Genomic DNA, 13,976 nt, shown 5'->3' on the forward strand with positions numbered 1-13,976 from the left:
GAACTGGGCGACGCTCGCCCAGAACGCATTCGCCGCAGCCCTGCACACCTGCGGCCACCACATGCTCGTCATGAGCGCGGTCGTGCCGGGCTACGTCTGCGGGTGAAGGTGAGGGATTCGAACGAGCACGCCGACACCCATGCCGTCACGGCTCGTTGAGGGCGCGCGCCCGACGGCCGGGCCGATGGCTCGGGTCAGACGTTCTGCTTCTGCGGGTGCACGTCGAGTGTGATGTGCGGGTCGAGCGCGTGCAGGAAGTCGGGGGCGTCGAAGATCTCGCCGGCGGAGACGACCCCGACGGTCTTGGTGCGGCCGGTCAGGACACGCTCAAGGGCCTCGGTGACGAGGGGCGCGGTGACGGCGTAGATGTCCTGGCCACTGGCTGTGACCCGGCGTTCGGCCCCACCGGAGCGGACGATGACGTCGACGAGGAAAGTCTGGTTCGAGCGCCCGCTCTCGTCGGTGGCGGTCGGGGCCGGCGTGTGGGGGGCGGCGACGTCTCGGGCGGCCTCGGCGGTCATATAGGTGGTCACGTCGGGGATGGAGAGGTGCTGGGGGACGGTGACGACGTCCGCCATCGTGAACTCCCCGATCACCGGCCGGGGCCCCATCGGTTCCGGGAAGGTCCACTCCAGGGTGGGCGCGGCGTCGGTGCGGTGCTCCCACTGTCCGCCGCTGTAGCGCAGGCGGTGGTCGCCGCGTCGCTCGCGGGAGACCGCGCCCGAGAGCCTGGTACCGGCGGTGGGGTGCCAGTTGCTGAGCGCATAGGCGATGTGTGCTTCGTCGGCCTCGGTCCAGTCGCCCATCGCCGCGGTGGCCAGCAGGTCGCCGAGGCCGCCGAAGAAGGCCATGGCCGGGACGATCACCGCTCCCTCCTCCCGGGCCCGCTCGCGGTAGTGGGCGAAGGTGTCGAGGTTGGCCTCAAGCTCGGCGGCGACGTCCAGGTAGGGGATCTTCGCGCGGAGTGCGGCCTCGATCACGGGGCCGGTGGTCGATGCGAAGGGGCCGGCGCAGTTGATGACCGCGGCCGTTCCCGCCAGGGCCCGGTCCAGCGAGTCCGGGTCGTCGACCGAGGCCACCCGGGCCTCCAGCCCGTGCTCGCGGGCCACCTCCTCCAAGGCCCGCGCATTGCGCCCGGACAGCACCGGGACGAACCCACGCGCGGCCAACTCCGCGACCACGAACCGCCCGGTGTGACCGTATGCCCCGAACACCGCCACCAGCTGACCTGACCCCATGAGACTGCTCCCGTGTACTCGAACGCCCGCCGCGAGGTCCATCCGCTGCGGCCTGACACCCACACTCTGTCCCTCCGGCACCACCCCGCGCGAGCGTCGGAAACGACATGCCGCGTACAGTTTCGGACATGACCGCTGTTGCACTGGCCGTCACCGACGGCATGCTCCACTACGAACTGTCCGTGGCCGTCGAGGTCTTCGGAGCCGACCTGACCCACATCGTGGACCCCTGGTACGACTTCTCCCTCTGCGGGAGCGGTGCGGTGCACGTCGGCCGCTTCCGCCTGGAACCCGACCATGGACTCGACCACCTCGCGCACGCGGACACCGTGATCGTCCCTGGTTGGGCCGACACCGACCGCGACCCGCCCGCCGAGCTGGTCGAGGCGGTGCGTGCGGCCCACGCGGCCGGTGCGCGCGTGGCCTCACTGTGCACGGGCGCCTTCGTCCTGGGCGCGGCAGGACTGCTCGACGGCAAGCGCGCCACCACACACTGGGCCCACACGCGGGAACTGGCCCGGCGGCACCCGGCGGCCACCGTCGATCCGGACGTCCTCTACGTCGACAACGGCGACGTCCTCACCTCCGCGGGCAAGGCCGCCGCCATGGACCTGTGCCTGCACCTGGTCCGCCTCGACCACGGCTCGGCCAACGCCAACAAGATCGCCCGACGCCTGGTCATCCCACCCCACCGCGACGGCGGCCAGGCCCAGTTCATCGCCACCCCCATCCCCGCTCCAGGCAACCACCCCCTGGGTGAGCTCTTCCCCTGGGCGCTTGAGCGGCTGGACCAGCCGCTGACCGTGGAGGACCTGGCCCGCCAGGCCCGCATGAGCTCCCGTCACCTCGGCCGCCACTTCAAGCACCTCACCGGCACCACACCACTGCAATGGCTCCACACCCAGCGCATTCGCCACGCCCAGGAACTACTGGAGACCACCGACGCCACCGTGGACACCATCGCCGCGGCCACCGGCATGGGCACCGCCACCACCCTGCGCCGCCACTTCCACCGCAGCGTCGGCGTCCCACCCGACACCTACCGCCGCACCTTCCGTCTCTGACTGAAGGAGTAGTTCCAAGACCCCGGCGGCCAATCGAACAGTGCCAAGGCACGGTGCTGTCCGAAGTGGTGAACAACGCTGCCCAAACTCGGTTCTGGCACAGATCTTGGGGAGCGGTCACTGAGGATGACGGTTTCGTTCGAAACCCCGCTGTCCGAATCAAACGCTTGCCTCGTAGCCTCTGCACATGACTCGTGATCCGTTCCAGTGCCGCTGCGTCCTCTGCCATGAATACGGTGACCGGGACGAAGCGGACCGCATGGATCTGACGATCATCGAGAATGTGCAGCAGCATGGATGGCACGTCGTAATGGTTCCCGAGGACGAGATCGGTCCTGGTTTCGCTTACACGATCGGCCGCGCACACACTCACGGGGCACCTGAACTCGCCCTGTTCGGACTCGATATTCACGCCACGCACCGCATGCTCAACAGACTCGGGACGAAGTCCTCCGCCGACGCTGTCCTGGCTGACGGCCAGAGTCAATCTGACGTTGTCGATGGTCAGCAAGTCGCGCTCAGGCAGGTCGATCTCCGCTGGTACCGGACCTTCTTCGGGCGGGCCATCGGGTTCTACCGGCGGCCCCCTTTCCCTGTGCTGCAAGTCGCCTGGCCCGACGCGGATGGCCGCTTTCATTGGGAAGAGCAGGCTGAGGAGAAGCATCGGGACTCCCAGCCTCAGTTGTGGCAGCCGCCGAGTGAGCACCCTGTCGGGATCTGGACGACCGAACTCTGACCTCTAACGTGCCGACCAGCGACAGACTACTGAAGCAAGATCATTTTGCGGAGGAGTTCAAATCCGGCTCGGCCGTAGAGCTGCCTCTTGATCTTCTTGATGCGGTTCACGGCACCCTCGATGCTGCCCGAACTCCAGTTCAGGGTGAGCCCGGCTGTCACGGCGTCGAAGTCTCGGTGCAGGCGCAGTGCGAAGCCGGTGAGGCCGGGTAGCTGGCTGGCGTCGACTGCGTCGATCCACTTGGGAATGTGGGGCCGTCGATGGAGGAGATACCGAGGTGATCGCCATCGACCCGTTGTTGGGCCGGCCGCCGACGATCGGCAGAGGGACACCCGTTCGGGGGCAAGCGCGTCGGGTCACGCCCGACGGACGGGTAGTCGACGGCACATGCCCTTCACATTCGGTGCGCCGGAAGACGACCACGCCGCGCACCACGGCCATTGGTTCGCTCGGCTCCATCGGTGGGTGCTCAGCTCGTGGATCGGGGTCGTCTGGAACCGGGGGCGCGAGATGGAGCTGATGCACCGTGCCATGGGCTTCGCGGCGCTGAGCTTCCTCACGCTGCTGCCGTTGTTGGTCGTCGTCGCGGCGGCCGACCTCGCGAGAGGTCAGGGCTTCGCCAGGTGGCTGGTCCAGGGCCTCGGTGTGTCGGAGGTGTCGCAGGAGGAGGTCGAGCGGATGTTCGGCCGGCCGGGGCAGGCCCTGCAGCGCACCACGGCGCTCGGACTCGCCGCGCTGGCCGCGTTCGGTGTGACCTTCGGCGCGGCCGTACAGACCGGGTACGAGCGGGTGTGGGCCCTGCCGGCGGCGCGCTGGCACACGATGTGGCGCCATTTCGTCTGGCTGGCCGTACTGACCGGCTCCCTGCTGCTGTTCTTCGCCGCGCCCACCCCCGAGGAGGCGTCCGCTGTGAAGTCGGTGCTGGTCGCCGGGGTCGATGTGGTCGGCGCGTTCGTCTTCTTCTGGTGGTCGCAGCGGCTGCTGCTCTGCGGCCGCATCCGCTGGCGGGCGCTCGTGCCGGGGGCCGCGGCGACGGCGCTGGGGCTCCTCGGGCTGCGGATCTTCTCCCAGCACGTCTTCTCGCCGCTGATCGCGTCGAACACGGTGACGTACGGTCCGTTCGGTACCGTCCTGGTTCTGCAGTCCTGGCTGGTCGGCGTGGGTTTCGTGGTGTACGGAGGGGCTCTGGTCGGCCGGCTCTTCCACGAGCGTCTGGAGCGGCGCTGGCCGCCCGTGCCAGGCGAACGGTGACACCAAGCGGAGCTTGGTGAGTATGTCCCGCTACTTCAAGTGCGCGAGCGCGTGGGACCTCAATCTGAGTCCCCTGTCTTGGTTCCCTAGGCCGCAAGGGTCAGCAGCAGTACCGGCCCGCGAGCGGCCGGAGGCGGAGTACCTGGCGCCGTGCAGATGCGGTGTACTGCTCGCGGCGATGCCGGACGCCGCGAGGGTCCGGGCGAGTTGGTCGTCGCTCTGGAAGTTGGCCACCACCTCCGTACAGGCCATAGACCCCGCCCATGGTCGAAGTCAGGGAGGTGACGATGCCGGGCGTGCTCTTCAGCGGTGTGGGTCGTTGGACGGATCATGCAGACCAAATTGGTGACGCGGCCAGTCAGCGGCCTCGGCTGTCGTCAGAGCCCTGAGTCAGGGGGCAGCCATCGCCCATTCTCGTCCGTTCCCATGAGGCTGGCTGCCCTGGTCGGGACTGGTGAGTCGTGACGTCGGGTGTGGTCGACGCGCAAGCGATCGATCTGCGCGCGGTGCAGCGCCAGGTTGACGCGGTGCTTGAGAGCTTCTTGGCCGAGAAGGTTCGTGCTGCGGCCGGCCGGGGGCATCCGCCGGGGGTGGTGCAGACCGTGCGCGACTTCCTGGCGGCTGGCGGGAAGCGGATCCGGGCGCTTTTGTGCGTGGTGGGCTGGCATGCCGCCGGTGGCCATGGCGATGTGGCATCGGCGGTTCGGGTGGCGGCGTCGCTGGAGTTGTTCGTGGCCTTCGCGCTCATCCACGACGACATCATGGACGACTCGGCCAGCCGCCGCGGGCGGCCCGCGGTCCACCGTGCGATGCGTGCCCGGCTGGGAGCCGGCGAGCGGGCCGAGCGGCTGGGTGCGGGCGGCGCGTTGCTGGTGGGCAACCTGGCCCTGATGTGGGCGCAGGAGCTGCTGCACACCGCTCCGATCGAGTCCGGCCGACAGCGGCTGGTCCATGGGCTGTATGACGCGATGCTGGAAGAGGTGATGTACGGGCAGTACCTGGACGTCATGGGCACGGGCCGTGGCGCCGACGACGTCGAGGCGGCCTTGCGGGTTATCCGCTACAAGACCGCCACTGCGACTATCGGGCGGCCCCTGCAGTTGGGGGCTGCGGTCGCCGGGGCCGATGAGGCCGCGATGGAGGTCTTCACCGGGCTGGGCTTGCCGCTGGGGGAGGCGTTCCAGCTGCGGGATGACCTGCTGGACGTATTCGGAAGCCCGGACGGCACATGAGCTCCGGGCCTGAGCGACCGGCGGGAGGGCAAGCGGACCGTTCTGCTGGCCCTGGGCCTGCAGAATGTTGACCTGGTCCAGCGGGCGCGGCTTGACCGTCTGGTGGGCCGGGCCGACCTGGAGGAGCGTGAAGCGGCGGAGATCCGGGACATCCTGTTCGCGACGGGGGCACGCGAGGAGACCGAGCGGATGATCACTTCCCGCTACGAACACGTCCTGCGCGTCCTGGACCAGGCCGGCTTCCCGCCGGCCGCAGATCGTGCTCTGCGTGGGCTGGCGGTCAAGGCCACCCAGTACACCTCCTGACCCCCCTGCTGCGACCGCGGCCCCAGGGCACCAAACGTCAGCCGTCGCACGTCTACAGCGGTGTCACCCGCCCCCGAGCAGGAAGAACTCGTGATGACCGAGCAGGTTCTCGATCGTGTCGCCGGATATGAGCGCTGGTTCAACACGCTCTTCGAGGAGTACTTCGACACGTTGAGCGCCGGGCTGGATGCGCCGTCGTTCAGCCGTTTCACTCCGGAGTGCCTGCGGTTGCTGCGGGAGTTGTCCTTGCGGGGCGGGAAGCGGATGCGGGTCGTTTTGGTGCATGAGGCGGCGCGTCTGGTGACGGACGAGCCGGTCGAGGGGCTGGAGGCTGCGGCGCTGAGTGTCGAGCTGCTGCAGACCCACGGCCTGGTGCACGACGATCTCATCGACGACAGCCCCACCCGCCGCGGCGGCCCGTCCACTTACTACGCCTACCGTGAGCGGTTCCCCGGCCAGCCGCAGGCGGCCCTTGGTCTGACCGTGCTCGCGGGGGACCTCGCCCTCGCCCTGTCGCTGCAGGTGCTGCTGGACGCGAAGGTGCCTGTGGCGGTGCGGCAGGCCATGGTCGAGGTGCAGACGCGGGCGGCGGCCGACACGTTCGTCGGTCAGATCGTCGACCTGGAACGCGACTTCGCCGCCGCGCCGGGCGAGGAGGTCCTGCACTGCGTGGCCGACTACAAGTCAGCCCGCTACTCGATTCTTGCGCCCCTGCAGCTCGGGCTCCTGGCCGCGGGCGAGCAGCCGGCTCTCTTCGACAAGGAGCTGCGGGAGTATGCGCGGCTGGTGGGAATCTGCGGGCAGATGCGAGACGACTACCTGGATCTGTTCGGGGACGCGTCCGTCATGGGCAAGCCGACCGGAACCGACATCCGCGACGGCAAGCACAGCTACACGGTCAGTGTCTTGCTGGCGGCCGGCGACGACGCCGAGCGTCGCGTGGTGGAGGCCGCGCTCGGCAACGCGTCCTGCCCGCCGGAGACCATCGCCGCCGTCAGGGAGATCGGGGAGCGCCGTGGTGTGCCGGGCAGGATGCAGGCGGACATGCGCCGCTGTGCGGAGCAGGCCACCGAGGTGGCCGCCGGCTGGCGGTCACGGTGGCGGGAGGAGGCGGTCGCCTTCTTCGAACATATGCCGCTGTGGAGCGTCAACCGCATCTCGTGACCGGCCCGTTCAGGCGCCTACGGGGTGCTGCCCAGGCGGGGTCGAGCGCGTCAGCTCCGTGACGGCCTGGCGCCAGCGTTCGGGAAGGCTTTCGGCGCCGGGAAGCGCGGTGTCGATGCGGAAGGAGACGCTGGTGGTGTCTTCGTATGTCGCCGCCACGACGGCCAGGGGGACGCCGGGCGGGCAGCACATGATGGGGTCGATGCGGTGCACTGCCGCCTCGACGTAGTGCAGAGGCTGACGCACCACGAGGTAGGAGGCGCAGATGGTGAGCCGGCCCGGGACGGTGCTCGCGTCCACGAGGAGCTGGAGCAGCCGCCGGGGAAGTCGGGTGAGGGCCGCTCTGAGCACCGTCTTGTGTCCGGCGGACTTCAGCACAGAGGTGACGGCCCGCGTGCGTGCCAGGCGCCGGTTCACCGGCATGGTGCCGCCGGGCAGATCGATCCGGGTCAGGAACAGCCGGTTGCCGGGGGCCGCGACTTCGTCGGGCGTGCGCACGTTGACGGGGACCATCACAGGGATCGTCGTGCCTGTGGCGCGGGGCCAAGCGTCCTTGGCCCACTGGGTGATCGCGTGGACCACAGCGGTGAGGTAGACATCGTTGATGCTGGCCCCACCGGCGCGGGCCGCGGCGCGCAGACCGGCGGAGGGTGCCTGGGTCCACAGCAGGTGGCGGCGGCTCGACAGCGGATGCGAGGTGGATTGCCACAGGCGGTGTTGGCGCGCGTGGCGCAGCAGAGTCACGGTGCTGCGGGCGGTTTGGAGCAGGCCGGCCCGTGGGGTCTGGGAGGCGTCCCGGGCGGGCGCGGGGAGTTGTTGAGTCAGCGGGCGCGGACCGAACAGCGCATCCACCACCGCGACGATGTTGGCGCCGTCCTGAACGGCGTGGTGGCTGAGATACAGCAGAGCGAACCCGTCGGGCACGTGACCGTGCAGAAGGATCATGCGCCAGGCCGGGGCTTCCTCCGGCCACGGCTCTCGCAGCGCACGACGCACTGCCGTCTCGAGAGCCTCCGGATCGCCGCCGACGTGCTGGGCGCGGATGTGCCGGGTCATGTCCGGGTCCGCTGGCATCCACCGTGCGGTCGGCCCCTTTCCGGTCAGGACGTGCGTCAGACAGGGCAGGCCGTCCAGACGCGCGGTGACGTACGCGCGCAGGCCGGCGAGATCGGGCACAGCGCCGGTCAGGTGCAGTACCGCCCCGATCCTCGCGTTGGCGTCCGGATGCTCCGCAAGCTCTTCAGCCTTGACCAGTACGAGATCGGCGGGACTGGGAGCCGGGAATGGGTTCATGCCCATCACCTCACGAGGTCGAAGACGGGTGAGTTGACGGCCGCGCCGATGAGGAACCCGACGCTGACCTGGCCGGCGGTGTGGCAGCGCAGCCGGATGCGGGACCAGCCGATCAGCACCACCACGGGAGCCAAAAGGAGCAACCAGGGGCCGAAGACCGTTGCGAGGATGGCGAGGGCACCAGAGGCAATGGCGGAGTGCACCGACACCTTCCAGAAGAAGGTGATCACCAGCAGAGCGAGCAGAACGGCGACCATCGCCGCCACCAGGGCCGTCACCTCGACGGGAGCATCCAGCCCATACAGCAGTGCGGTGCCGGTGATGACCGAGGCCATCACCCCTGGGGCCGCCACAATGCGGTCGTGCCGCCGCCGCACATGCCGGTCTCCCCAGTACTGGCGGTGCTCGCCGAGCCGAAGGATCAACGTGGGCAGCACCGCGGTGAACACCGCCGCGACCACGCCCCAGCCGATGCCGGCCCAGCCGTCGGCGTGCCAGCCCAGCAGCGGGGCCAGGAGCAGCATCCAGTTCCGGGGCTCGCCGCCGTCGCTGAGCAGCCACGCCCAGCGCGCCTCCGTTCGAGGCACCAAGTCCTGCACCGCCAGGCGCCCTTGGCCGGGCGGCGCGACTGATGCGAGCGGTGAAGCAGCCGAAGGCGCAGCCTCGTCGTCCGGCACCCTGAAAGCCCCCATCCCTTACATGGTCACGCTGTCGCCGCGCGCGGCGTTCATCGTCCGGCGGCGTTCATCGTCCAAACGACACTCGCACCGGGCCGGTCACGACACCGGCGCAGCCTGCTCGACGCCCGTCGACGCTGCCCTGGCCCCCGTGCGCGGGAGGCGGGTGCGGGTCCGGGCGGCGAAGGCGGTAATGCCCAGCGCGGCCATGCCCACCGCCCAGCCTCCGCCCAGCAGGAGGCAACTGGCCGGCACCACCTGCAGACCGGCGGCAGCCACCGAGGTCTGCACCGCTGCGTAGGCCGGCAGCAAACGCACCACGAGACTGTCCGCGTCCGGGTTGATCAGCGGGTTCTGCAGCACCAGATCAATAGAACTGATCATGATGGCGAGGAACATGCCGGCCAGCTCGCTGCGCACCACGGCCGCCAGCACCATCCCGATACCGCCGTAGACCAGGGCGCAGGTGAACATGCCCGCGGCGAGTACCAGGGGCTGCTCAGGTCGCCAGAACAAGTGCATCCACGCGGTGGTGTAGGCAGCGACCGCGGCCGCGACAAGGAGGAGCGCACTGCACTTGGCGAGCGCGAGGCCCGACCGGGGAAAGCCGGCGCGTACCAGGCGCTGATCGAACGGTGCGGAGCGGACTGTGGCGACGAACATCATGAACGCGATGACCAGCGACAGGGCCTGCAGCGCACCGTTGATCTGGAGCAGGATATTGCCGTCCATGACCACGGTGCGGCCGACCGGACGAATCCGAAACCGCAAGGGGGCAGACGCCACCACCGTGAACGCCAGCGTGGTCCACAGCGGCACGAACAGGACCACGATGAGCAGCGCCAGCCGATTACGGGCCTGCTCGATCAGCGCGAACCGCAAGGCCGTACGGAAGCAGGACCACCACCGCGTCATACCGCCGCCACTCCCGCTTCGGTCTGCTCCGTCTCCTGCAGTACGCCGGCCTCAAGTCGGTCCAGGGTGTCCAGGCGGGAGGCATCGTAGGCAAGGTGGGAAACCACCAGTACCGCGCAGCCCCGGTCCCGCAAGTCGGCTGCCAAATCCCAGAACCGCAGGTAGGTCTCCCAGTCGAAGCCCTGATACGGCTCGTCCAGGAGCAGCACCTGAGGGTCGTGCATCAGGGCAAGGACCAGGTTGAGTTTCTGGCGTGTGCCGCCGCTGAGCGCGGCCACCCGTTCGTGCCGATGGTCGCTGAAGTTCAGCCGCTCCAACAGCTCTAAGGCCCTGGTCAGGCTGCCGATGCCGTAGGCGGCCTGGAAGAACTGCAAGTGCTGCTCGACGGTGAAAGCCGGGTGAAGCACGGTGTCCTGCGGGCAGCAGCCCAGCAGGCCCGCCCGCTCCACTGCACCGCTGTCAGCGACGTGATCTCCGGCCAGGATGCGGAGCAGGGTGCTCTTACCGGCGCCGTCCTCACCGACGATGCCCACCAGTTGACCCGCAGGAAGGTCAAGCGACACACCGCGCAGGACAGGACGCTGCCGGTAGCCCTTCCGTACACCCCGCACCCGCAGCACCGGGTCAAGCGAACTCACCACTGCACCCTCCACATAGCTGCGCACCCCGGCCCAGAAGTTCTCGAGCCCTCGGTCCGACCGAACGCATTCACGTTTTCGGCTTCCAACGGTCCTACAGCTCACTCAAGGACTGGCGATGCCAGGACCGGGCCCAGTCCTGCAACGATCACGGCAGCCCACAGGACACGAATGGATACACGTCGGCTCGGTGCTGATCAGGTGCGTTCGACGAAGGCGAGATGGGTCAGACCGGGGAGTCACATCGGGCAGCGCCACGCCCCCTTCACCAGCACGACTCAATCAGCGCGCAGGTCGCAGCGCTGCGTCGTACGCCAGGAAAAGGCACCCGCTACGGATCCGGCTACACGCGCCACTGCCTCACCACCACCCAACAGGATCCGCAGCTCCCCGACCTGCGGCTTGCCTCTCACTTAACGTCCGGCGAGAAGGTTCAACTTCTGGGCCGGTGTCCGGGACTGGATCGCAGGTTCCAACCACTGGCATACCGAAGGCACCGACCGCTTCCTATGCGCCGGCCGTGAGGAGGTCGAAGACCACCGTGCGCCTTGCGGGACGGGTGGTTCTTGGCGTGGTGGGGCACTCCACCGCCTCCACGAGCGCGCGCTTCCCCGAACCGGTGCCGCCCGCTCCTCGCTGCTGTGTCGTCTTTGCAGCGGGATCATCCCCGCTCGGAGATCCCACCGGTCAGGCTGCCAGTCATAGGACACGGCCTTAGCTAGGTGACTGGCATCACATCCGGCTCCTGTCAGCAATCGCGGCGCCGTCTCGTTCGAAGGGCACGCGAACGAGACAGGAGCAATGCCATGAAGCACCGCATCGTCGTACTCGGCGCCGGATATGCCGGGGCTTTCGCCGCCGGAAACCTGGCCCGTCGGCTCTCCCCCGCCGACATCGAGATCACCGTCGTGAACGCCGTGCCCGACTTCGTCGAGCGGATGCGGCTCCACCAGCTCGCCATCGGCCAGGACCTCGCGTCCCGCAAGCTTGCCGACGTATTCGCGGGCACCGGGGTGCGGCTGTGCCTGGCGCTCGTCACCAGCGTCGACCCCGGGCGCAAGACCGTCGCCGTGACCGGCGAGGACGGCGACGGCGAGCTCGCGTACGACACGCTTCTCTACGCGCTCGGCAGCTCCGCAGCCCACCATGGCGTCCCCGGCGTGGCCGAGTACGCCTTCGATGTGACCGGCCGGTCCTCGGCGCTGCGCCTGCGCGAGCGCTTGGCCGCACTGGGCGAGGGCGGCACCGTGCTGATCGTCGGTGAGGGGCTGACCGGCATCGAGACCGCCACCGAGTTCGCCGAGTCCCGGCCCGACCTCTCGGTCTCGCTCGCCGCCCGCGGTGAGCTGGGCGCCTGGCTCTCCCCGAAGGCGCGCCGTCACCTGCGCCATGCCTTCGAGCGGCTCGGCATCACCGTCCACGAGCACACTGGCATCGAAACCGTCGAGCCGACACGGGCGATCGCCGCCGACGGTACGTCCATCCCCGCCGACGTGACCGTGTGGTCGGCCGGTTTCGCTGTGCACCCCCTCGCGGCCGCCAGCGGCCTGGAGATCGCCGAGACCGGCCAGATCGTCGTCGACCGCACCATGCGCTCGGTCTCCCACCCGGACGTCTACGCCGCCGGTGACTGCGCCTACGCCATCGGCGACAACGGCCGGCCGCTGCCGATGTCCTGCGCCTCGGCCGGCTTCACCAACATGCAGGCGACCGCCGCGATCATCTCGCGCCTGACGGGCAGCGAGGTCCCGACCACCGGGCTGAAGTACCACGGCAACCACATCAGCCTCGGGCCGCGGGACGCAATCTTCCAGATGGTGGACAGGGACGTCCGGTCGAAGTCCTGGTACCTGGGCGGCCGGACCGCCGCGCGGCTGAAGTCGGGCGTGCTCAAGGGGGCCGGGTGGGGAATCGCCCACCCCACCTTCGGCATGCCGAAACGCAAGCGCCGCCTGGCCACCGCGCCTGACCGGGCCGGTGCAGGGGCCACTGCATAGGCTGTTCAGCATGGACAGCGCAGCCATCGATCGGTTCGAGGCCAGCCGGGGCCGGCTGGCCTCGCTCGCGTACCGTCTGCTCGGCTCGGCCGCCGACGCCGAGGACGCCGTGCAGGACACGTTCCTGCGCTGGCAGGCCGCAGACCGCGAACGGGTCGAGGTACCGGAAGCGTGGCTGACCAGGGTCGTCACCAATCTCTGTCTCGACCGGCTCCGCTCGGCGCAGGCGCGCCACGAGCGAGCGGCCGGTGCCTGGTTGCCTGAGCCGCTCCTCGAGGGCGACCCCATGCTCGGCCCGGCCGATACCTTCGAGCAGCGCGAATCGGTGTCCCTCGCCGTCCTGACCCTGATGGAGCGGCTCTCGCCGGTCGAACGGGCCGTCTACGTCCTGCGTGAGGCTTTCTCGTACAGTCACGGCGAGATCGCCGGGATACTCGACATCACCGAGTCCGCGAGCCAGCAGCATGTCCACCGGGCCCGGATCCGGGTCACCGCCGAGCGCCGTCGCGGCGGCGAGGCCGACCCCGCCTCCGCGCGCCGGGTCGTCGAGGAATTCCTCGCCGCTGCCACGTCGGGGCGCACCGAACGGCTGGTGGCGCTGCTCACCGACGACGTGACGGCGGTCTCGGACGGCGCCGGACTGGCCACGCGGCTGTTGCGGTACAAGACGCGGGAGCGGGTCGCCTCCTATGTGCGGGCCGGCTTCAAGCCCACGCCGGCGAAGCGGCGGCTGGCCGGCGGTTCGCCCGCGATGCATATCGCTCTGGTCAACGGGTCCCCGGCCGTCCTCGCCGTGGTCGACGACCGGGTCGTGGGCGCCGTGGCGTTCGAAGTCAGTGATGGCAAGGTCGCGTCCCTGTGCGGCATCGCCGCCGCAGACCGGCTCGCACGCCTCAACGAGGCCTGGCGGCAGCACGAACCCGACGCGCCGGTCATCAAGGCATGGTGACCGGAGCCCCCGGCGTAGCCAACTACGAATCGTCACGGAGGGGCTGACCAGAGCGGATCCTTGACGTATTCGGGCCGGACGCCGACTTGGACCTCGGCCGTGCCGGAGTTCCACGCTGCTGCAGGGCGGCCAGTGCCCGCAGCAGCGTCGTCTTCCCCGGCGTCTTCGCCCTGACAGGCTGCCCGGCGCCCTCGATCTCGACCTCGACCTCGAGGACGGGCCGCGCGCCGTAGCCGCTGACGCCCAGTCATCTGCACGAGCACCGAACCCGCCGAGGCGATCATGCTCTATCGGGGCCCGTGTCTCTCCAGTTGCCCCGAGGTCCAAGGGTGCAACAGGACAGTCCAGTGAGAGCCGTTGACAATCCCAAGGCCTCCATGAAATCTGTGACGTACGGTACGCAAATCTTCGACTGAATCACTCAAATTCCGAAGGCGCATGCGCAAGTTCACCGAGTGTGGACAGATCTGCCGGATGTGTCCCGCTCTGCACGGATCCCTGCATCCCCGTGGAACA

At 69.2% G+C, this 13,976-nt stretch carries 13 protein-coding genes and 1 pseudogene; 8 read left to right on the forward strand and 6 right to left on the reverse strand.

Translation table 11 applies throughout. The features are described 5' to 3' along the window. Window positions 1-194: 194 nt before the first annotated feature. On the reverse strand, window positions 195-1,238 hold the full coding sequence (locus OHT51_RS01480; protein WP_328877025.1) for a saccharopine dehydrogenase family protein: 1,044 nt from the start codon (window positions 1,236-1,238) through the stop codon (window positions 195-197). A 128-nt stretch (window positions 1,239-1,366) separates the two neighbouring features. Here OHT51_RS01480 and OHT51_RS01485 point away from each other — a divergent pair, with 128 nt between their 5' ends. Both OHT51_RS01485 and OHT51_RS01490 read left to right on the forward strand, forming a co-directional pair. Beyond that, window positions 1,367-2,302, forward strand: coding sequence for a helix-turn-helix domain-containing protein (locus OHT51_RS01485; RefSeq protein ID WP_328877026.1), 936 nt, complete (start codon window positions 1,367-1,369; stop codon window positions 2,300-2,302). A 187-nt stretch (window positions 2,303-2,489) separates the two neighbouring features. After that, window positions 2,490-3,038: a DUF4262 domain-containing protein gene (locus OHT51_RS01490; RefSeq protein WP_328877027.1), complete on the forward strand. Its 549-nt coding sequence runs from the start codon at window positions 2,490-2,492 to the stop codon at window positions 3,036-3,038. A 26-nt stretch (window positions 3,039-3,064) separates the two neighbouring features. Here the strand turns inward: OHT51_RS01490 and OHT51_RS01495 are convergent. Then, window positions 3,065-3,286, reverse strand: a pseudogene (locus OHT51_RS01495) (transposase); the annotation flags it as partial. A 139-nt stretch (window positions 3,287-3,425) separates the two neighbouring features. Here OHT51_RS01495 and OHT51_RS01500 point away from each other — a divergent pair. From OHT51_RS01500 to OHT51_RS01515, 4 genes are all read left to right on the forward strand, one after another. Beyond that, complete coding sequence (locus OHT51_RS01500; protein ID WP_328877028.1) at window positions 3,426-4,289, forward strand: YhjD/YihY/BrkB family envelope integrity protein; 864 nt, start codon at window positions 3,426-3,428, stop codon at window positions 4,287-4,289. 461 nt (window positions 4,290-4,750) lie between these two features. Further along, window positions 4,751-5,521, forward strand: coding sequence for a polyprenyl synthetase family protein (locus tag OHT51_RS01505; RefSeq protein WP_328877029.1), 771 nt, complete (start codon window positions 4,751-4,753; stop codon window positions 5,519-5,521). 102 nt (window positions 5,522-5,623) lie between these two features. Continuing rightward, window positions 5,624-5,827, forward strand: a complete 204-nt coding sequence (locus OHT51_RS01510) for a hypothetical protein (RefSeq protein WP_328877030.1) — start codon at window positions 5,624-5,626, stop codon at window positions 5,825-5,827. 93 nt (window positions 5,828-5,920) lie between these two features. After that, window positions 5,921-6,991 carry a polyprenyl synthetase family protein gene (locus tag OHT51_RS01515; protein WP_328877031.1) on the forward strand — a complete coding sequence of 357 codons (1,071 nt, stop codon included), beginning with the start codon at window positions 5,921-5,923 and terminating at the stop codon, window positions 6,989-6,991. Window positions 6,992-7,000: 9 nt separating this feature from the next. On the opposite strand, the gene OHT51_RS01520 is transcribed toward OHT51_RS01515, so the two are convergent. The 4 genes from OHT51_RS01520 to OHT51_RS01535 form a co-directional block, all read right to left on the reverse strand. Further along, window positions 7,001-8,284, reverse strand: coding sequence for a wax ester/triacylglycerol synthase domain-containing protein (locus OHT51_RS01520; RefSeq protein WP_328877032.1), 1,284 nt, complete (start codon window positions 8,282-8,284; stop codon window positions 7,001-7,003). A gap of 5 nt (window positions 8,285-8,289) precedes the next feature. Further along, a complete protein-coding gene (locus tag OHT51_RS01525; protein WP_328884204.1) occupies window positions 8,290-8,871 on the reverse strand; it encodes a hypothetical protein in 582 nt (193 codons plus the stop codon). Window positions 8,872-9,060: 189 nt separating this feature from the next. After that, entirely contained in the window at window positions 9,061-9,843 is a 783-nt protein-coding gene (locus tag OHT51_RS01530; protein WP_328877033.1) for an ABC transporter permease, read from the reverse strand. A 29-nt stretch (window positions 9,844-9,872) separates the two neighbouring features. Continuing rightward, window positions 9,873-10,541: an ABC transporter ATP-binding protein gene (locus tag OHT51_RS01535; protein WP_443052377.1), complete on the reverse strand. Its 669-nt coding sequence runs from the start codon at window positions 10,539-10,541 to the stop codon at window positions 9,873-9,875. Between the two features lie 779 nt (window positions 10,542-11,320). Here OHT51_RS01535 and OHT51_RS01540 point away from each other — a divergent pair. Further along, entirely contained in the window at window positions 11,321-12,511 is a 1,191-nt protein-coding gene (locus tag OHT51_RS01540; RefSeq protein WP_328877034.1) for an NAD(P)/FAD-dependent oxidoreductase, read from the forward strand. A 10-nt stretch (window positions 12,512-12,521) separates the two neighbouring features. Then, window positions 12,522-13,460: a sigma-70 family RNA polymerase sigma factor gene (locus tag OHT51_RS01545; protein ID WP_328877035.1), complete on the forward strand. Its 939-nt coding sequence runs from the start codon at window positions 12,522-12,524 to the stop codon at window positions 13,458-13,460. The last annotated feature ends 516 nt before the right edge of the window (window positions 13,461-13,976 follow it).

The sequence above is a fragment of the Streptomyces sp. NBC_00299 genome, assembly GCF_036173045.1.
GTDB lineage: Bacteria > Actinomycetota > Actinomycetes > Streptomycetales > Streptomycetaceae > Streptomyces > Streptomyces machairae.